At 56.4% G+C, this 18,942-nt stretch carries 18 protein-coding genes and 1 pseudogene; 11 read left to right on the forward strand and 8 right to left on the reverse strand.

Annotated features, from left to right (window positions below; translation table 11 throughout):
* Position 1 precedes the first annotated feature (1 nt).
* Positions 2-646, forward strand: a complete 645-nt coding sequence (locus AB7M26_RS17410; protein ID WP_123495072.1) for a TetR/AcrR family transcriptional regulator — start codon at positions 2-4, stop codon at positions 644-646.
* A gap of 22 nt (positions 647-668) precedes the next feature.
* Here AB7M26_RS17410 and AB7M26_RS17415 read toward each other — a convergent pair whose 3' ends face one another.
* Positions 669-1,904: an NADH:flavin oxidoreductase/NADH oxidase family protein gene (locus AB7M26_RS17415; protein ID WP_123495071.1), complete on the reverse strand. Its 1,236-nt coding sequence runs from the start codon at positions 1,902-1,904 to the stop codon at positions 669-671.
* Between the two features lie 355 nt (positions 1,905-2,259).
* Between AB7M26_RS17415 and AB7M26_RS17420 the strand changes: the two genes are divergently transcribed.
* The 5 genes from AB7M26_RS17420 to AB7M26_RS17440 all read left to right on the forward strand — a co-directional run bounded on the left by AB7M26_RS17420 (position 2,260) and on the right by AB7M26_RS17440 (position 8,565).
* A complete protein-coding gene (locus AB7M26_RS17420) occupies positions 2,260-2,874 on the forward strand; it encodes a TetR/AcrR family transcriptional regulator (RefSeq protein ID WP_123495070.1) in 615 nt (204 codons plus the stop codon).
* 84 nt (positions 2,875-2,958) lie between these two features.
* A complete protein-coding gene (locus AB7M26_RS17425) occupies positions 2,959-4,050 on the forward strand; it encodes a VOC family protein (protein ID WP_123495068.1) in 1,092 nt (363 codons plus the stop codon).
* 175 nt (positions 4,051-4,225) lie between these two features.
* A complete protein-coding gene (locus AB7M26_RS17430) occupies positions 4,226-5,182 on the forward strand; it encodes a fumarylacetoacetate hydrolase family protein (protein ID WP_123495067.1) in 957 nt (318 codons plus the stop codon).
* On the forward strand, positions 5,182-7,083 hold the full coding sequence (locus AB7M26_RS17435; protein WP_123495066.1) for an acyl-CoA synthetase: 1,902 nt from the start codon (positions 5,182-5,184) through the stop codon (positions 7,081-7,083). The genes AB7M26_RS17430 and AB7M26_RS17435 overlap by 1 nt, the downstream gene beginning before the upstream one ends.
* Before the next feature lie 162 nt (positions 7,084-7,245).
* Positions 7,246-8,565 carry an outer membrane protein transport protein gene (locus AB7M26_RS17440; protein WP_123495065.1) on the forward strand — a complete coding sequence of 440 codons (1,320 nt, stop codon included), beginning with the start codon at positions 7,246-7,248 and terminating at the stop codon, positions 8,563-8,565.
* An 82-nt stretch (positions 8,566-8,647) separates the two neighbouring features.
* On the opposite strand, the gene AB7M26_RS17445 is transcribed toward AB7M26_RS17440, so the two are convergent.
* Entirely contained in the window at positions 8,648-9,358 is a 711-nt protein-coding gene (locus AB7M26_RS17445) for a class I SAM-dependent methyltransferase (protein ID WP_123495064.1), read from the reverse strand.
* 153 nt (positions 9,359-9,511) lie between these two features.
* On the opposite strand from AB7M26_RS17445, the gene AB7M26_RS17450 reads away from it, so the two are divergent.
* The 3 genes from AB7M26_RS17450 (at position 9,512) to AB7M26_RS17460 (ending at position 11,286) form a co-directional block, all read left to right on the forward strand.
* Positions 9,512-9,673, forward strand: coding sequence for a DUF2986 domain-containing protein (locus AB7M26_RS17450; RefSeq protein ID WP_123495063.1), 162 nt, complete (start codon positions 9,512-9,514; stop codon positions 9,671-9,673).
* Positions 9,674-9,823: 150 nt separating this feature from the next.
* Complete coding sequence (locus tag AB7M26_RS17455; protein ID WP_306419134.1) at positions 9,824-10,519, forward strand: tRNA (adenine(22)-N(1))-methyltransferase; 696 nt, start codon at positions 9,824-9,826, stop codon at positions 10,517-10,519.
* Positions 10,520-10,683: 164 nt separating this feature from the next.
* Positions 10,684-11,286, forward strand: a complete 603-nt coding sequence (locus AB7M26_RS17460) for an eCIS core domain-containing protein (protein WP_123495061.1) — start codon at positions 10,684-10,686, stop codon at positions 11,284-11,286.
* A gap of 142 nt (positions 11,287-11,428) precedes the next feature.
* Here AB7M26_RS17460 and AB7M26_RS17465 read toward each other — a convergent pair whose 3' ends face one another.
* From AB7M26_RS17465 to AB7M26_RS17475, 3 genes are all read right to left on the reverse strand, one after another.
* Positions 11,429-12,103, reverse strand: coding sequence for a MarC family NAAT transporter (locus tag AB7M26_RS17465; protein ID WP_123495060.1), 675 nt, complete (start codon positions 12,101-12,103; stop codon positions 11,429-11,431).
* Between the two features lie 49 nt (positions 12,104-12,152).
* A complete protein-coding gene (locus AB7M26_RS17470) occupies positions 12,153-12,719 on the reverse strand; it encodes a hypothetical protein (protein WP_123495059.1) in 567 nt (188 codons plus the stop codon).
* A 384-nt stretch (positions 12,720-13,103) separates the two neighbouring features.
* Positions 13,104-13,481 carry a c-type cytochrome gene (locus AB7M26_RS17475; protein WP_123495057.1) on the reverse strand — a complete coding sequence of 126 codons (378 nt, stop codon included), beginning with the start codon at positions 13,479-13,481 and terminating at the stop codon, positions 13,104-13,106.
* Positions 13,482-13,710: 229 nt separating this feature from the next.
* Between AB7M26_RS17475 and arsN2 the strand changes: the two genes are divergently transcribed.
* Both arsN2 and AB7M26_RS17485 read left to right on the forward strand, forming a co-directional pair.
* A complete protein-coding gene (arsN2, locus tag AB7M26_RS17480) occupies positions 13,711-14,160 on the forward strand; it encodes an arsenic resistance N-acetyltransferase ArsN2 (RefSeq protein WP_259698675.1) in 450 nt (149 codons plus the stop codon).
* Positions 14,161-14,637: 477 nt separating this feature from the next.
* Positions 14,638-15,894, forward strand: a complete 1,257-nt coding sequence (locus AB7M26_RS17485; RefSeq protein WP_201062465.1) for a tyrosine-type recombinase/integrase — start codon at positions 14,638-14,640, stop codon at positions 15,892-15,894.
* A 305-nt stretch (positions 15,895-16,199) separates the two neighbouring features.
* On the opposite strand, the pseudogene AB7M26_RS17490 reads toward AB7M26_RS17485, so the two are convergent.
* The 3 genes and pseudogenes from AB7M26_RS17490 to AB7M26_RS17500 form a co-directional block, all read right to left on the reverse strand.
* Positions 16,200-16,852: pseudogene (locus AB7M26_RS17490) on the reverse strand (OprD family outer membrane porin); the annotation flags it as partial.
* 156 nt (positions 16,853-17,008) lie between these two features.
* Positions 17,009-17,485, reverse strand: coding sequence for a MarR family winged helix-turn-helix transcriptional regulator (locus AB7M26_RS17495; RefSeq protein WP_084317873.1), 477 nt, complete (start codon positions 17,483-17,485; stop codon positions 17,009-17,011).
* A 110-nt stretch (positions 17,486-17,595) separates the two neighbouring features.
* Entirely contained in the window at positions 17,596-18,939 is a 1,344-nt protein-coding gene (locus AB7M26_RS17500; protein WP_429385331.1) for a spinster family MFS transporter, read from the reverse strand.
* Between the last annotated feature and the right edge of the window lie 3 nt (positions 18,940-18,942).

The raw sequence follows: 18,942 nt of genomic DNA on the forward strand, positions 1-18,942 counted from the left end.
GATGCCTTCCCCCATTTTTCCTTCAGAAGCAACTGAGCAAGAGCCTCTCACTCGAGGCCACAAGAAGCGGGAACGCACCCGTCGCGGCCTGGTGGACGCGGCGCTGCGTCTGGTCGCACGCAAGGAAGTGGGGGAGATTGCACTGCTCGATGTCGCCGCGGAGGCCGCGGTCTCCAACGGCACCATCTACAACTATTTTCGAACGCGCGACGAAGTCCTCGAGGCGGTTGGCATCGCCATAGCGAGCGAGTTCTCCGATGCCATTTCCGCCCTGAGCTCGGACGTACACTGCGGTGCACAGCGGCTTTCGATTGGCGTGCGCATGTTTATCTGCCGGGCCGCGTACGACCATCAATGGGCTAACGCACTGCTGCGCATCATCCATTCCGATCAGACCATGCGCTCGCGCTTGGCCGCCCATGTGCTGGGCGACTTGCGTGAAGGGCTGCGCGCGGGGACTTTCGCTTATGAGGACGAAGGGATCGCCCTGGACATGGTCGTATCGTGCACCACCGGCGCCATGCGTTCGGTTGTAGAAGGGCGTGCGGTGGCGGAGCACGATCTGCAGGTTGCCGAGATGATTCTCAAGGCGCTGGGCGTAACACCTGCCAGAGCCAAGAAAATCGCCGGTAAGCCGCTACCCTAGTCCTGATGTCATCCTCGGCCGGCTAAGCCCGGCCAATCCATTGCCGATAGTTCTTCGCCTGGCGACGAGATTTCAGCTGATTGCCGATTAATGCCATGAGTGGCGACGTCCTGGGTTTTGTCTGTTTGCCTTGGCTCAACAAGCCGAGTTGCTTCTTGACCACCGACGCCACTGCAAGCGACGCCAGCGCCTTATTCTTCCAGCGGACGACGATCGGCTCCACTTCGGTGTCCTGACCTGCCATCCACTGGCTTGGCAGGGCCGGCTCGATTGCCAGCGCAGTGGCAAGCCCCACCATCGACACCGAGCCGCTCACCACTCGCTCCGCGACCTCCTTTCTGCGCACGCCGCCGGTGACCATCAGCGGCATGCGCGCGATTTTTCCTATTTTTTCCGCGCACTCGAGAAAATACGCTTCTCGAGCCAGGCGGCTGCCATCGCGGGTTTGCCCCTGCATCGCCGGGCTTTCGTAGCTGCCACCGGACAATTCGACCAGGTCGACCGCCTTGGCGTTGAGCATTTCCACCACGCGCGCCGCATCCTCGGCATCGAAACCACCGCGTTGAAAGTCCGCGGAATTGAGCTTCACAGCGACGCAAAAGATCGGTGCCACTCGCCGGCGTATTGCATCGATGGTTTGCAGGAGAATTTGCGCACGATTTTCCAGGCTGCCTCCCCAGCGGTCGCTACGCCGGTTGGTCAAGGGGGAGAGGAATTGGCTGAACAGGTAACCATGCGCTGCATGAATCTCCACGCCGGTGAATCCGGCACGCTCAGCCAGCACTGCGGCCCGGGTATAGCGCTCAATCAGCTCTTCGATCTCCTGCTCATTCAAGGCTCTGGGCGGCACAAAGGCCTTTGATAGTCCGGGAATGTCGACAGCCACCGCGGAGGGGCCCCGTGCCGATTGCCCCATGGAGGCCAATAGCTGCCGTCCGGGATGATTGATTTGCATCCAGGCCTGGGCTCCGCGACTGCGGCAAGCATCGGCCCATAGCCTGAACTGGCCCAGGTTCCGATCGTCCTCAAGCACTACGCCAGCGGGTCCGGTCAAGGCGTGGCGGTCAACCATGACGTTGCCAGTGATGATCAGGCCGGCCCCACCGTCCGCCCAACGCCGGTAGAGCTTAACCAGCGCATCCCCTGGAGCGTGATCCTCATTGGCAAGATTCTCCTCCATGGCAGCCTTGGCGATTCGGTTGGGAATCACCGTGCCGTTAGGCAAACGAAGCGGTTTGAAGAGCTTTGAGCCGGTCATGTTCTGTCCTTCAGCTGATGAGAATTCGGCCAGCCATCGCTAAGGGTCATACCGTTTGAGCACCGTCTGCACAGTGCTTGCTCAGGTTGTTGAGCTCCTGGTTTGCATCGAGGGGCCGGTTTGATGACCTGCCGGGACGGCGAGCCAGAAACACGACATAGCTGAACACGCGTGTTCAGTTGTGTCAATGTGTAGAGCCCTTCAACGATCCTGGCATATCCAATCGATCTACCCGGTCTTTTACGCCATAGAAAGGATCTCATTGAGAAAAACGTATTTAATTCAAAAAACGTTGTTGACGTAAACTGAACACAAGTGTTCAATCAGGCCATAAGGTAATCCTGGAGAGAGAACCGTGGAATCCCTGAACCCAACACAGCGCCGTATTCATCAAGCCGCCTTTCGCCTGTTCGCTGAAAGAGGCACCTCACAAGTGAACATTCTTGACCTCGCACAAGAGGCAGGCGTGGCGCGCGGAACGGTCTATAGCAACATCGACAACATGGAAAGCCTGTTCGAGGCGGTCGCCAGCCATCTCGCGAAGGAGATGCATGAGCGTGTCAACAAGAGCTTCAACTCCCTCACTGATCCGGCTCAGCGCCTTGCCAATGGCATTCGATTGTTCATTCGTCGAGCGCACGAAGACTCTCAGTGGGGGGCGTTCATCCATAAATTCGCCATGAGCAATGCTTCGTTGCGCGAAATGTTCAGCAGCCAAGCGACGACCGATCTTCTGAGCGGACTGTCCAGTGGGCGGTACACGTTTGAAAAGGGGCAATTGCTCTCGGTAATGACGCTGATATCGAGCAGTGTCCTGGGCTCGATTTTCCTGGTGCTGGAAGGCCACAGGACGTGGCGCGAATCGGGCTCTGACACGGCCGAGCTGGTGCTGCGGGCATTGGGCGTACCGCCCGAAGAGGCTAGAGCGCTGGCGACCACTGAGTTGCCAGTACTGCCTTCCCTCGACTGATTCATTAACCGAGTCAACCAGACACCCCTGGATTTTCAGGGGTGCGGGGACGGTTTTACCCTGAAAACCCGGAAAACAAGAACAATGACCCACAAAAATGAAATGCCCCGGTTAGCGACACCACAACCTGCCCGGCATCCGCAACCGACGGTGAAGGCCCAGGATCTGACTCACCTGATCTTTCAACGGCCGGACTTGAACGAGGCGGCGCGGTTCCTGACCGACTTCGGCCTGTCGGTAAGTCAGCAGGACGCCGATACGCTTTACCTGCGCGCCACCGTCCCCACTGCATATTGTTACCGTGTCCATCGTGCAGAACATGCACGTTTTGTCGGGTTCGGACTGGCCGTCCAGTCGCTCAAGGATCTGGAAAAACTGACGCGCATCCCAGGCGCGTCATTGGTAGAAAAATCAGAACATCCTGGTGGTGGGTATTGCGTCAAACTCACCGATCCTTCCGGATTCATCGTGGAAGCTGTTTGCGACCAGACGGCAGGTATAACGCTGGGACACAGAGCTCCTCTTTCCTGGAATCTGGCGCAGGAGCAACCGCGTATCAACGCCACGCAGCGCCCGCCGATCGCTCCGGCTGAAGTCCTCAAACTGGGCCACATCGTCATCGAAGTGGCCGACTACCAGGCGACCTGCGCCTGGTATACGAAGCATTTCGGGTTGATTCCCAGCGATGTGCAGGTACTCCCCGATGGCACACCTATTGTCACCTTTATGCGCCTTGACCTTGGTGACACTCCTGCGGATCACCATACGCTCGCGATAGCGCAAGGGTTCATGGCGACCTATAGCCATAGCGCCTATGAGGTCGTCGATGCCGACGCTGTGGGCATGGGGCAACGCGTCCTGCGCGAGCGCGGTTGGGTGCACTCATGGGGCATCGGCCGACACATTCTGGGCAGTCAGATCTTCGATTACTGGCAAGACCCTTGGGGCGATAAGCACGAGCATTACTGCGACGGGGATATTTTCACGGCTGCACAGCCTACGGGCATTCATCCCGTGAGCCCCGAGGCAATGGCGCAGTGGGGACAGCGCATGCCCAAGCGTTTTACAAAACCGAAGATGAGCCTGGCCAATCTGCGTGCGCTGTTGCGCAACCTGCGACGCAGTCCGGACTTGAGCATTCGCAAGTTGATAACACTCATGCGGATGTTCGGGTAGAGCTGCCGCCATGTCAGGCAATGCAACCAGGTATGGCCGTCGGGATGTGCTCAAAGCCGGCGCGTTGATCGCCGGCGGCTCGTTGGTCTACAGCGTTGCCAGCCCCCTCTCAGAACAACACCACAGTTCTCGCGCCGCCGAGCGCGAGACAAACGCCGCTCCAGGAGTACCTTCAATGTCTGCTGTACACGTAGTCCGCTTCGAATTTCAGAACGGTATCCACTGGGGCGTGCTACGCCAGGGCCGTATCACGGTTGTCCCCGGTGCTTTTGAAACCACCGGTGATTTCATTCGCGAAAACAGTATCGACGACCTCGCTCAATTGAAAGGTACGGAGCTTGCGGAGGGCGAAGTGAAACTGCTGTCGCCGGTGACCCGTAACCAGCAGTTCGTCTGCCAGGGCGCCAACTATCGTCAGCATATGATCGAGTCGGGCATGGACCCGGATGCGAAGAAATTCAACATGATCTTCACCAAGGCGACGAGTTGCCTGGTGGCGGCTGACAGCGACCTGATCAAGCCGCGCACCGTGCGCTTCCTCGACTACGAGATCGAACTGGGGCTGGTGATGAAACGCGCGATCAACGGCGCTGTTGCTGTCACCGACGCCAATCTGCATGAGTTCATTGCAGGCGTCGTCATCGTCAATGACTACTCGGCTCGTGACATTCAGATTCCTCAGATGCAGTTCTACAAGGGCAAGAGCTTCCGTACTTTCGGTCCGGTCGGCCCGTACCTCTGCCTTCTGGATGCCACGAACATTCATTACCTCAAAGAGCTGCAACTGCGCCTGACGGTCAACGACCAGGTGCGACAGAACGACAGCACGGCCAACCTGGTTTACGGCCCCGCTGAAACCCTTACCGAACTTTCCGCCCTGCAAGATTTCGCCGCTGGAGACCTGATCGCCACCGGTACGCCTGCTGGCTGTGCGCTCACGGTACCGTCGCCTGGCAAACAGCGTATTGCGGCCCTGATGCCAGAAGCCACCAAATGGAAGCTTTTCCTCAAGGCACAGGAAGGTCGGACGCAATATCTCAAGCCAGGTGACGTGGTTGAGGCGCGCATTCGCAGCGCCGATGGTGTGATCGACCTCGGCGTGCAACGCAACAGAGTCGTGGAGGAAGCCTGATGGTTGTGCAGACCCTGAGTGACATCGAAAGCCTCGAACAAGTCCCCCTGTCGGAACGTGGCCTGGCATCCAGCACTTATGAAGCGCTGCGGCAGGCAGCCCGGAGCTCCCCCCAGGCACCGGCGCTTAGCTTCTTCGCCGATGCCGCCGATTTCAAGCGCACCTACAAATGGAACTACTCCCAGCTCTTCGCGGATATCACCCGCGCGGCGAATGCTTTCCATGACTTGGGTATAAAACCGGGCGAGGTGCTTGCCTTTATCTTGCCCAATCTGCCGGAAACCCATTTCACGATATGGGGCGCGGAGGCGGCGGGCATCGTCATGGCGATCAATCCGCTGCTCGAGGCCAAGCAGATAGCTGGCTTGCTGGATGCTGCGAAGGCATCCGTGGTAGTAACGCTCGCGCCGACGGCGGGCAGCGATCTGTGGCCCAAACTGGCTTCGCAACTGGATCAGTTGCCCACGGTCAGGTCTGTCGTGTGGGTCAGCATGGAGCCCTATGTCGCCGAACCCGTGCGTGGGGCCCTGAAAGCAGCGGCACTGAAGGAACGAGACTTACACCGAGACATCGCGATCCACGATTGGCAATCGCTGATGAGTACTCAGCCGCACACACACCTGAAGAGTGGTCGGCAAATCCGCCAGGATGAGTGCTCCTCCTACATCTGTACGGGCGGCACCACCGGGCTTCCCAAGATTGCCGCACGTAGCCATGGCTCTGAAGTGTTCAATGCTTGGGCCGTAGCCGCTCATTTGCAGCCACGCAGTGGTGGCCAAGTCATCTTTTGTGGTCTGCCGCTGTTTCATGTCAATGGACAACTGGTGACGGGGCTGGTGCCTTGGACTCAGGGCGACCATGTGATCCTCGGCACGCCTCATGGGTATCGTGGCGAGGGGGTGATCCCACGATTCTGGGAGATGGTCGAGCACTTCGGTATCAACCTCTTTTCCGGCGTGCCAACTGTCTATGCTGCGCTTCTGCAAAATGAATGGCAGGGCTGCGACCTGTCCAGTCTTCGCTATGCAATGTGTGGCGCCGCACCCATGCCAGCTGAGCTTTTCCGGGAGTTCGAGCGCCGGACCGGGGTAAAGATCCTTGAAGGTTACGGTCTGACGGAGGGCACCTGCGTTTCCTCAATCAATCCGCCCCATGGCGAGCGCCGTATCGGCTCCATCGGGCTGCGGATTGCCTACCAGAATATGCGCGCGGTCGTGCTCGATGATTCTGGAGAGTATCTGCGCGACGCCAACGCGGATGAGATCGGCCTCATCACGATCAGTGGTCCGAATGTCTTCGAGGGCTATCTGGAGGCGCGTCATAACCAGGGCCTTTGGATCGATATCGACGGTCAGCGCTGGTTGAATACCGGCGATTTGGGTCGTGAGGATGCACAGGGGTACTTCTGGCTGACCGGACGCAAGAAGGAGTTGATCATTCGCGGCGGCCACAACATTGATCCCAAGCAAATCGAGGAGGCTCTGCAGGCGCATCCCGCCGTCGCCTTGGCCGCTGCAATCGGCAGCCCCAATGCCTACTCGGGCGAGGTGCCAGTCGCCTACGTTCAACTGCGTCCCGGGCAAGTTTGCAACGCCGAAGAGCTTGAGGCATTCGCTCATCTCAATATCAGCGAGCGGGCAGCAGTCCCCAAACGTATTGAAATCCTCGAGGCGTTGCCACTGACTGCCGTGGGCAAGATATTCAAGCCCGCTTTGCTACAGCGGGAGATTGCCAAAGTAGTCCAGGAAGAAGTGGAACGCCTGGGGCTTTCGAATATTGCTGTTGAGGTCGTGCAGGACAATCGCCGTGGGCATGTCGCCTGCATCCGGGCCGGAACTGCCCAAGAAGTCCTGGCTCCGCTTTTGGGGCGTTATAGCTTTCAAACCGAGTGGCTTAATTGAGTCTCTGATTCGCATCTGTAATCGCGTCAGTCGTGCCCTGGTGTTGTTCAGTCAGGGCCTTTTACACAACTTCGATCAATTCCAACCGGCACTGAAAAGTGCACAGGAAGGCGAAGCCTTGCCTGCGTGCAATCAATAAAAACAATAAACAAGAGGTGGACAATGAAACTGAATAGCCGTGTGATCCCGTGTCTCTCTGCTCAGCGAAAGTATGCTGTCTGGATTAAGGTCACCAGTGCCATGGCCCTGCTCAGCGCCTCTTCTATTGCAGGTGCCAATGGCATTGCTCTAAACGAACAAAGTGCAAGCAGTGCGGGAACTGCTTATGCAGGAAGGTCGTCTTCCGCGCTGGACGCCAGCACCATCTATGGAAATCCTGCTGGCCTGACCAAGTTGAAGCGCAGTGAGATTTCCGGCGGCGCCGCGATCGTTTCGGTGAGCGACGATATCAGTGATGCGCAGAGCAGTGCCCCAGGCACGAATGAGGGGGACTCGGTACCTTTGGGGGCCGTTCCTTTCGCCTATATGTCGACACCGCTTGATGAGCGTCTTTCGGTGGGGCTGGGCCTCTATGCCCCGAGTGGTCTGATCAATGATTACGAGGGCTCTTTTCAGGGTCGCTACCATGGCTCCTACAGCACGACCAAGGAAATAACCCTGCAGCCCACCATTGCCTATCGAATCAATGATTACGTGTCTATTGGGGGTGGACCGACCCTGAACCGTTTCAATGCAAAGCTTCAGAATTACATGGCAACCGGCGCCCTGAACAACGGCCAGGACACACTGGTTACCATCAAAGGCGATGACACGGCGATTGGCTACAACGTCGGACTCTTGGTCGACTTTAATGAGGCAACCCGTTGGGGGATTACCTATCACTCGAAGGTGAACTATCAGCTCAAAGGGCACACTGAGGTTTCCGGCTCCCCGAGCGTTATCCCGCTGGATGGAAAGTATGACACCAAGATAGATCTTACGATGCCCGAATCAGTGGATACGTCCATCACCCATCGATTCAATAGTCGCTGGACCGGATACCTGGGGACCACCTGGACACGCTGGAGCCGGATTCAGAAGATCGAAGCAATCAACAGCGGTGTTTCCGCCATGGGCCAGGCTGCTGGCCTGGGGCGTGTGGCCGAAGAGATGAACTGGCACGACACCTGGTCCACCGCGGTTGGCGCATCTTATCAATTGAACCCGCAATGGCTGATACGTGCAGGCTATGCCTATGATCAGACGCCCGTTGGGAATGCCGACCGCAGCGTGCGCGTTCCGGTCGGGAATCGCCAGGCCGTGACCTTGGGCGGCGCTTATTCGCCGACTGCCGATCTGACGTTAGACTTTGCGTATGGCTATCTCTGGGATTCAAAAGCCTCAGTACAGCATTCGAACAACTCCGGACTTCAACCGGAATACAGTGCCAACTACAAAAATAGTGCGAATGGAATTTCAGTGCAGGCAACCTATCGGTACTGATCGACACGACTCCATTTTTGCAAGTCTTGCACCTTTAATTGAAAAGCAACTATCCCGACGGGGCGTGATGCAGTTCTGCCTGTCAGTCAGCACCCATTGCCGCGACTACTTTTGCGGCAGTGGGTGGGTTTTGCTCAGCCACCAGCAGCAATGACTGCGGCACAGGGCTTTGCGGGTGCTGCGGTTCCTGCAAGCCGGCCAGCCGAAAACCGGCCATGTCCAGAGCATTGAGCCAACTGGACAGCGTTCGGAAGTACCACGGCATGGGTTGCCACTGCCCCTTGAACCCAGCGAAGGTCTCCTCCCGCCAACCATCTTGATAGTCGCCCGCCGCCGCGGTCCACGGATGCAGCGTCTGGATCACCAGCGTGCCACCAGGGACGAGCAGGGCGTTCATGGCCGTGAGCAGGGGAATGATGTCCTGGTGCAACAGGGCGAAGTTGGCGCAGATCAGGTCGTAGTTGCTGCCAATGTCTACCTTCGCCTCCACCAACTCTTCATAGCTCGCCAAATGCACCCGCGAAGAGCCCGCCGCCCGCGCCGCCTCGACCAGCGCTGCATCGCCATCCACACCAACCGCCTGGATGGCGCGGTCAGCCAGCGCACGCAACAGCCAGCCCTCGCCGCAGCCCAGGTCGAGCACGCGCTCGGGTTGGCGGCCGAGTACCGCCAGCAGGATGGCCTGGTCGGTGACTTGCAGACGGCTTTCGATGGTGCCGGTGCGGATGGCCTCGATCCAGGATTGGGCGTTGTGGTGCCAGCTCTGGAGGAGGGTGGATTCGGGGGCGGGCATTTCGATGTCCGGAGTCATGGGTTAGATGGAAGGATAGGACAAGTACCGGCAGGTCGCAGAAGCGTTGTCGCGAACCACTTGGAAGCCATCAACCATTGTCCCGTTACCCGAACCTCTGCCATCATTCAAGAACTCACACGCCGAGCAGGACATATGAACCGTCGTAAAAAAATAAAGCAGTTATTAAAGGCTCACGCAAAAAAGGCCAGCGCCAAATTGGCACCGGCCAGTAAGTCTAAATACATTAGTAAAGCTGACCGATTGAAACTGGCTGCTGAACCCAGTCTGGACTCGATCATTTCCCCTGAGAGCTGATCCAGGTATTTTTTTGGGTCGATACGTGTGCGGTAGGTCGGGGCGAGATGGCCCTGGTCGCATAAATTTGAAATGCATGGCGTGACTCGACAGAATCGCGCCCCGATCCGGCCAAAGGTTTCGGACGTTCGTGGTGAAAAGGGGCTGCTGTTGAACGAACACACATTGTCCATGCGCCTGGAACGCGTCGCGGCGCATGTACCAGCAGATGCGCGCCTGGCCGATATCGGCTCGGATCACGGCTATCTGCCGGTGGCGTTGATGCGCCGTGGCGCCATCGCGGCGGCGGTGGCTGGGGAGGTGGCATTGACGCCATTGCGCTCGGCCGAACGCACTGTGCGCGAGAACGGCCTGGACCAGCGGATTACCGTGCGCCTGGCCAATGGCTTGGCGGCGATCGAGCCAGAAGACGAGATCACGGCGATCAGCATCTGTGGCATGGGCGGCGAGACGATCCGCGACATCCTCGACAACGGCAAGGCACGCCTGAGTGGCCGTGAGCGACTGATCCTGCAGCCCAACGGTGGCGAGCAGCCATTGCGCCAATGGCTGATGGAGAATGGCTACCGTATCCTCTGCGAGGAAGTGCTGCGGGAAAATCGCTTCTATTACGAGATCATCGTCGCTGAGCGCGTCGGGCCGGTGCTGTATACCCCTGAGGAGCTGTACTTCGGCCCACTGCAGATGCAGGCACGCAGCCCGGCGTTCCTGATCAAGTGGCAGCGCATTCTGCGCCACAAGCAACAGACGCTGACCAGCTTCGCCCGGGCTCGGCAGGTCGTGCCCGAGGAAAAGGTGCAAGACATCGCCCGGCAAGCCCGGTGGATCACCGAGCTGCTGGCTTGAACACGCTCCAGCGGCTGTACGTTAAGTCGCCTATCGAGGGATTCACGGAAAAAATGGTCTGCCCTGCAATTATCTTGGGAGCGTCTGGTTCGGGACTACGCTAAAGCTAGCTGATCCTCCATCAATTGTGACCTGTTCGCGCTGCGTCCGTCCCTGGAGCGCCAATGCCACCCATCACCACGCGCCTGGTGGCGCTGTTTGTGCTTTGCCTGACGCTTGAAGTGCCAGCCCAGACCAACGCTTGCCCAGCTGGCGAGAGACAAGTGTGCCTGAACGGCTGCATCTGCCTGCCAGACCTGGAGCCGATGCTCGGCTCCCTGCCTGATGACGTCCACCAGATCGCAGCGCCTGCCCTGGCGCTATGGTTGACCCAAGCCCGCGCTGATGCAGCCAGCGCCGGCATCCAACCCATTCCTGCGCACATCCGCGAGCAACTGCTGCGCTGGTACGACCCCAGCGTCCTCGATACCGCGCGCTACAAAGTCAGCGACGACGGTCAATTCAACGCTGCCACTGCCATGCTGCAAAACCCCGATGTCGGAGCCGTGACACTGATCGACATCATCCTCTTCCGGGACGCTCAAACCGCAGAACAGAACATCGCGCTCTGGGCTCACGAGTTAAAGCATGTGCAGCAGTATCAGGAGTGGGGGGTAGAAGGATTTGCCCAGCGCTATACACAGGATTTCAATGCTGTAGAGGCGCCGGCTTATGCCATACAGGCTGAGGTCAGGCGGTCGTTGCGCGAAGGGCTTATTGAAAAATAGCGACCTGTCACCGAGGGGAGTTATCGGTGCGGGCCAAAGCTGGACTCGCGTTTGGTTGTCATCTGCGGCAGCAGAACCTCAGGTTTCTCATACCGGATGCCGAGAGCCAGCCAGGTGGTACTCATAGAAAACGCTCTTGAAATTACTGAGGGCGGAGCAGGTGAGCATTACTGTCGATGATGGTTTGGATGATTTCCACCGAGCCATTAATGGCGAATTGCGCGCCCATGCATACCAGAAGAAAACCCATCAGCCGTGATATGGCATCAATGCCTGACTGTCCCATTATTCTCATGATTAGCCCTGAGCCAAGCAGGCATACCCAAAGGATAAGAGCGGTAAACAGGAAAATTAACGGAGGGGCTACTAATAAGACCCAGGCAGGAAACAACGTACTGTGTTTGATAGTGGCGGCGGAACTTATGATCATCGCAATGGTGCCAGGTCCGGCCGTACTGGGCATGGCCAGCGGGATGAACGCAAAGTTCGGCTGTTCGGTTGCGCCATTGCTGGGAGCAGAGTGTTGAAGAGGCGGCGGAAACAGCATCTTCAAGCCCATGATGATGAGAATTCCGCCACCGGCCATACGCAAGCCCGGTATGGAGATATTAAACGCATCCATAACAAACGCGCCTACATAGTAAGTGAACGTCATGATCAGAAAGACATAGAATGACGTCAGAAAAGCCTGTGACTTTTTTTCCTTGTGACTCAGCCCCTTACTCAAGGCGAGAAACAGCGCAACTGTGGTGGGGGGGTTAGTCAATGGCAGCAGCGCCAGTAACCCAAGTCCGATTGCATTGAACAGATCTGTCATGTCGAACTCAAGTCCTGTTGTTCGAGGCCACGTTTGTCGGCGAACGTCGTTAGCGTGAAGTTTTGACCTTCAGGACTTCGGTATAAATGGCATCGACCGTCTGACCCACCTGGAGTTTTTTCATTCTTTCCTGAAGCTTCGGATCTTCGACTTTCAGGACAGTCGCTTTTCCCTCCGGCGGAAGCAAGGTCACCTCATGCTGTTTCAGGTCAATGCGAGTGATCCTGGACGTGACCTTGACCTGGCGAACCGCTTCACCTCCGGGATTGGGGTTGTCCTTGGTGGCGCGGATGGACATGGATTCATTAGTGACGCCCGATGCACCGCCAACATCGGTATCAAGCTTATAAGCGACCGAGCGAATCACATGAATATCGACCGTGTCGCCGACTTTCAAATTGTGCAGATTTTTGGCCTGGTCAGTGAGCTGGATAGGCACTGGACTCTTGTCGCGACCTTCGATGGTGACCTGGTAGTTGGCGGGATCAACGGCCAGTACGCGTGAAACGATGTGACCTTCCATGGCACTGCTGCCCAACGGTATATCGGCGGCATGGGCCGTCAGGCAGGCGGTTGAGAGGAGTGAGGCGAGGGCAACGGCGCGGATTGGTTTCATGGGTCTGCTTTTCCATAGATGGTTGACAGAACGAATCCAGGGATCGCTAGAGTCTTGCTCTGGACAATCGCTTCGATATCCGAGAGTGGACCGATCACTGCGGTTTTTCCAGTATGGCGGGCAAAATCGCAGTCCGCTTGGACCTGCGAAATCATTGTCGTGGGCGAATTACGATACTGGCGTTCCTGCGCGATGGAGCATGCGCTATTGTTCAGATATCCTGCATGTCCCACTCATCTCCTGATACCCAACGGACCGCAGAAAGCTTTCCGTTGAGCATGCCGATGTGCCCGCGAGAGGTCGACTGGCTCACCGGCATTGCCCCACAAGCCCTCAAACCTGAAATGGCTTTTAGATTTCTGTGCCTACATCTCGTCTCAAAAATCATCGTTTTTTTGAAATCACATCACCCATATATTGATTTAAATCGCGCAGATCTTTAATCCTCCATGAGTATGGCGATAGCTTTACACCATTCTCTCGCAAAGTTTTTGGAATCAAGTCCCCATTTGGACGAAGTATTATCGATGATACAATTACGCCCGGATAATCATTTAATCGTTTTTTGAAAGCGGATGTTGTTAGATCAGGTGTAGGGGGATTGCTTTTATTAGCCAGTGGTCCTGTTGCTTTGAGATCTATTCCGTGGCACATGGTGCATCGCTGTAAATAGAGATTTTTTCCATTAACACTATCCGCGAAAGATAGTGATGTTTGAATTAGCGATAAAATTCCTAGCGAAGCGATAAATAATATTTTCATTGTTTTTATCTTCCTTGATGGGATCAGCGTCGACTGGACGCGATTTTGTGCGCGGGAAAGATATCAGCCATCGTGTTGGCACACACATCATTTCTGATTCCCATTGAATCAACTCGTTTTCCAGGCGCATCCCGGTGACCGCTTGCCCCCCATAGGGCTAATGCAGCGTTGCAGGGAGGCATGGGACATACTGCTAGCATTGAGTGTCAGAGAGCCTATAGGAGCACTGATGATGCAGATGATTAAAGTAGGAACAAGCGGTTTGAATCAGCTCCGTGCGTCTTTGAGCCAAGCTGGATTGCCCTACGATGATGTGAGCGATCCCGGGCGGCAGTTCTACCGATTCGACGTGGATGGGAAATTGGTTGCGTATGGAGGGTTGGAGGGTAGTGGCCCTGATCTCCTGCTGCGCTCTATGGTCGTTTGCGAGGAGCATCGTGGAGCGGGACTGGGTACAGCGGTATTGTCGGAACTGGAACAATACGCGGTCTCCCGAGGCGCAGCCCGACTGCATTTGTTGACCCAAAGCGCTGTTAATTTTTTCACGGCCAACGGGTACGAATTGCTTGATAGGGGTAAAGCGCCTGTCGCAATTACCCAGACAGCTCAGTTCAAGCATTTGTGCCCTTCGTCAGCAAGCTACCTGCGGAAAACTTTAAGCAGATCCCCTCTGCAATGAGTGAGCCATCGAAACGCTTCGGGGTCATTGCTAGTGTTGGTAACCAACGCCCGCTTCTGGGCCGAAAGCTGCCTATCGATCACAGTCAAAGCACCCTACGCATCATTTGTTGATCGGAACGTGGTGTGTCGGAAGGGTAGGGTTGCGGAAATAGCTGAAAAGATGCGGAAAAGATGCGGAAAAGATCCGGAAATGGTGCTACAGAAATAGCGTACTGCAGAAACGACAAAGCCCTGAAAAATCAGGGCTTTGTCGGTACAAATATGGCGGAGGCGATGTCTTTTATTTTGATGTTCATTGACGTCTATTGAGGTTCTATTTGGTGCGTAAAACAACTTCAAAAACAGTCAGTTATAAATATTTTTGTCTTTTGTGTTCCGCGTAAAACCACGGAAAGCTAGGGGCCAAGGTATGGGCTGGAGTATGGGCTGAAACTCATCTAGATTGAGTCATCATCCTTTAAATCGGAGGTGACTGATGACATCACTGACGACAAAAGCCGTAGTGAAAATAATCAGGGCCGGGTTGGTTGGAATGACCAATGATGGCGACGGCCTCTATTTGAAAGTCGGCCGTTCCGGTGGCGCCAGTTGGATCTTTCGCTACAAGATTGCCGGCAAGAGCCGAGACATGGGGCTGGGCGGGAGCCCCGAAGTAAGTCTCGCGAAAGCTCGTGAGAAAGCAGCAGAGGCCAGAAAGCTGAGCAAGTCAGGCGTCGATCCGCTCACTCATCGGGATGAGGCGTTGGAGCGACAACAGCTGGAAAAAGAAGCCGAACGTTTGGCTCAAGCCACAGCAAGAGCCAGGGCAACCCCTTTCAAAGACGTTGCTCTCGACTATATCGCTGCCCACAGGGCGGGCTGGAAAAATGCCAAACATGCTCAGCAGTGGGAGAATACTTTGGCTACCTATGCGTTCAAGGTCATAGGCGAGCTTCCTACGCAGGAGGTAGGCGTTGAGCATGTGCTGACAATCCTCAAGCCAATTTGGACAGTAAAACCTGAAACCGCCAGTCGGTTGCGGAATCGAATCGAATTGGTCCTTGATGCAGCAAAGGCTAAAGGGCTGCGCGATGGTGAAAACCCCGCTCGATGGCGGGGGCACTTGGACAAGCTTTTGCCCCCTCGCCTAAAGGTGCGCGCCGTAAAACATCATTCAGCCATCCCATGGACCGAACTTCCCGCGTTTGTGGCAACTCTTGAAGAAGCACAAGATCTGAGCTCCAAAGCCCTGCGTTTCACCATCCTGACAGCCTGCCGAACCAGTGAAGTGCTTGACGCTACCTGGGCGGAGATTGATCTCGTGGCAGGGATATGGACCATTCCAGCGTCGCGAATGAAAGCAGGGAAAGAGCACCGGGTTCCGATGTCGAAAGCTGCATTGGACCTACTGATCGGTCTTCCTCGCGTAGAAGGGAACAATCATCTGTTTCCGGGTGCTCGAAAAGGGAAGCCGCTGAGTAACATGGCGATGCTGATGGTCTTGCGTCGAATGAAGCGCAACGATCTCACGACTCACGGATTCCGTTCGACTTTTAGGGATTGGGCGAGTGAGGTCACCCACTATCCTCGAGAGGTCTGCGAGCAGGCACTTGCACATGCAGTAGAGAGTGCGGTTGAGGCGGCTTATCGCCGTGGAGACCTTTTCGGAAAGCGGCAAATGTTAATGGATCACTGGTCACGATACGTGTGTGGCATACAGGAAGTACAAGACAGTGGGACGGCTACCAATTGAGGTACAGCTTCTTACTAATCCCTACTGATGTCGGTCGGTTGTGACTAGCATGGGGTGCTAGGGGTCGAGTGTTCGAATCACTCCGTCCCGACCATATAATTCAAGGGGTTGCGATATTCTATCTCGCGACCCCTTTTTATTTTAGATGGCTTTTACCCCTACAAAACGACTGGCTCTGGGTGGAGTCCTCAGCTGATTTCAGGTCGGTGTTTGTTCCGGGCAGGGCTTTGGTCCGGCTTGATAAGTGAACTGGATCGACGATTTCGACCGCGCTAATGCAGCACGATCCAGCGGTAAGAGCCTCCTCAGAAGCGATGCTCATCGCTGTCCCGTTGCGTGGACACTCCGGTGCGCAGTGAGGCGTGGCGCAGGGCAATGCTCAGGTCCTTCAGCGGGCCCTACTGGACCACGTAGCTCAAGGTCAGGTTACGGTCCCACTCACTTTTGTCGCCAGTGGGAGTACGGATGTTGGAGTCGCTTTCGTACATGCCCAGGAAACTCAGGCCGGGAATCCTGACTTTCGCAAAGTCATAGCCATGGCGAACCTGCCAAGTGGTTTCCCCGGCGCGCTGAACTTGCCGATCATCGATTCAGTCATGAAGTAGGCGATCGAGCCGTCGCCCTGGCTCAACCTGACTGCATCGCTGTCGCCGCTGACTTGTTGCAGGCCGGTGGCGAAGGTGTGGCCGTTCACCAGGTAGGTGAATTGCGCGCTGCTCAGGCGACTGTCGACCTTGCCTTTGGTGACGCCGTCGCTGTAGTAACCGAAGGTGTAGAAATTCGGGTCATGGTCGTTGGCTCCATCGGAGCGCGTGTCGAAGTGTCGCAGGTCGGTACGCAGGGTGCCGGTGCCGACCTGCCAATCGTATTTGAGATCCAAAAAGTTCTGTTTGTAAAAGTCCTGCAGATTGCCGTAGTAGTACTGCAAGGACAGGTCTTTGGTCGCTCTGTAATTCACGCACTGCGCGATTGCCTGTAAAGGGATCAGCTATCGGTGGTGACTGCTGTGCCTATAAAAAAAGCAGAAATCTGAATCATCGGATTTCTGCTGTACACGGCTGCTATTCAAGGTATGTAGACTGTCTCCAGTGCCCACAGCGTTGGTCGTTGCGGGTCAGTCTTCCGGCAGGTTATTGAATATTTTTTCCAGTGTTCCGTTCAGTTTGGTGATCTGGGCCTCGGTCAGGCCTTTGAAACTTGTGCGGAAGATATCGCTGGTGCCGTGCTGGATTTCTTCGATGGTATGGCGGCCGACATCGGTGAGTGAGACCTGAGTCACGCGCCCGTCGCTGGCGCTGGTGTTGGTCTCTACCAGGCCGTCAGCTTTCATGCGATAGACAATTTTGGTGATGGTCGAGAGCTTCGCGATGGCATGGATGGAGATTTCCGAAATGCTCGACTCGCCATTTTCCTTGAGGATGAACAGAATCCGCCAGCGCGGTATGTCCATATCGATTTTTTTCAGCGCTTTTTCCATGGCCATGGAGTAGCGGCCGTGCAGGCGAGCCAGCCAGTAGAAGGGGAACTCTTCCTTCTTGAAGTCTTCGCTGGCGGGGTTGTATCGGCTCAGGCGCTTTTTTGGGGTGGTCATAAAGGTTGGCGTAGTCTTTCAGGTGAGCGGGTTTGATAGCGGGCGTCATTGTCGCGCCGCCCGCGGTAAAAAACCAGCAGACACGCCGTAGCGTGCCTCAGGTAAGGACGTCAGGCCAGGCCTTCGTGTTTGAGGCTCTCACGGAAGTGTCGGCAACCCTTGATCAGCAAGAGCAGGGTGAGTGCGACTGCGAAGGCATTGAGCAGGGAAATCGACGAGCCGACCATGGCCGGATTTTGGAATAGCTGGTCGGTGAGCAGCGCGACTAGTGTGGTACCAAGACCCAGGCCGATCAGATTGGAAATCAGCAGGAACAGCGCGCTGATCTGCGCTCGCATCTGATTGGGTGGCAGGATCTGCATGGCTGCGGTTGATGCCGGCATTGGGAACGAAGCGAAGAACATCGCCGGTGCCAGCAACGCCACGGACATCCACAGTTCGCTGACCTGGGTGAACGCGATGGCGGGCACGGCCATGCCGATTGCCCCGATGACTCCCGCGCGGATTGGCGCATCGCTGTACCCTTTTTTCGCCAGCCAGTCGATCAGCCAACCGCCACAAAACACGCCACTGGTATTGGCCAGTAGCACCACGATCCCAAGCATGTAGCCGGTATCGCTGGGGGCGAGGCCGAATTTGCGCATATAGAAGGCCGGGGTCCAGCTAAGCATGCAAAACAGCGTCATCGCGTAAAACGAAAACCCCAGGTAATGGCAGAAAAAGGTCTTGCGGTGCACTGTCAGGAACTTGAACGCCTGTTTCATACTGGGCGCATGGACCTTGCCCTCCGCGTCCAGTTTCAAGCCCTTGCGAGCCGGGTCGCGAATGGTCAGGGCAATCAGCAGGGCAACGAGAATGCCCGGCAGTCCCACCAGAAAAAACGTCACCTGCCATGGCCGCATTTCGCCTAGCAGTGGTACGGCGACACTGTCGAGGTTCTTCAGCAAATCGATGACGTAGCCGCCAATCAGAAAGGCCACGCCGCCACCGATAAACGAGCCGATCGAGTAGATCGCCACGGCGCGCCCGAGTTTTTCCCGGGGGAACATATCGCTGAGCATCGAGTAGGTGGCCGGCGACAGCGCCGCTTCACCAATCCCGACACCGATGCGGGCCATAAACATCTGCAGGAAGTTTTTGCTCACCCCGCACAGGGCCGTCGCCAGGCTCCAGAACGCGATGCCGATGGCGATGATTTTCGGTCGGGAAAATTTGTCCGCCAGCAGCGCGATGGGCATGCCCATGAAGGCATAGAACAGGGAGAAAGCCAGGCCGTGCAGCAGGCTGAACTGGGTGTCGGATAACTGCATGTCGTGTTTGATCGGTTCGATCATCAACGCCAGGATTTGACGATCGATGAACGAAAAAATATAGGCCAGCATGCAAACGGCAACGACATACCATTCGTAGGCATAGCTTTTACGGGTGACCTCGGTCGGTGTTTTGCTGGTCATGCT

The sequence above is a fragment of the Pseudomonas sp. F-14 TE3482 genome (assembly GCF_053629455.1).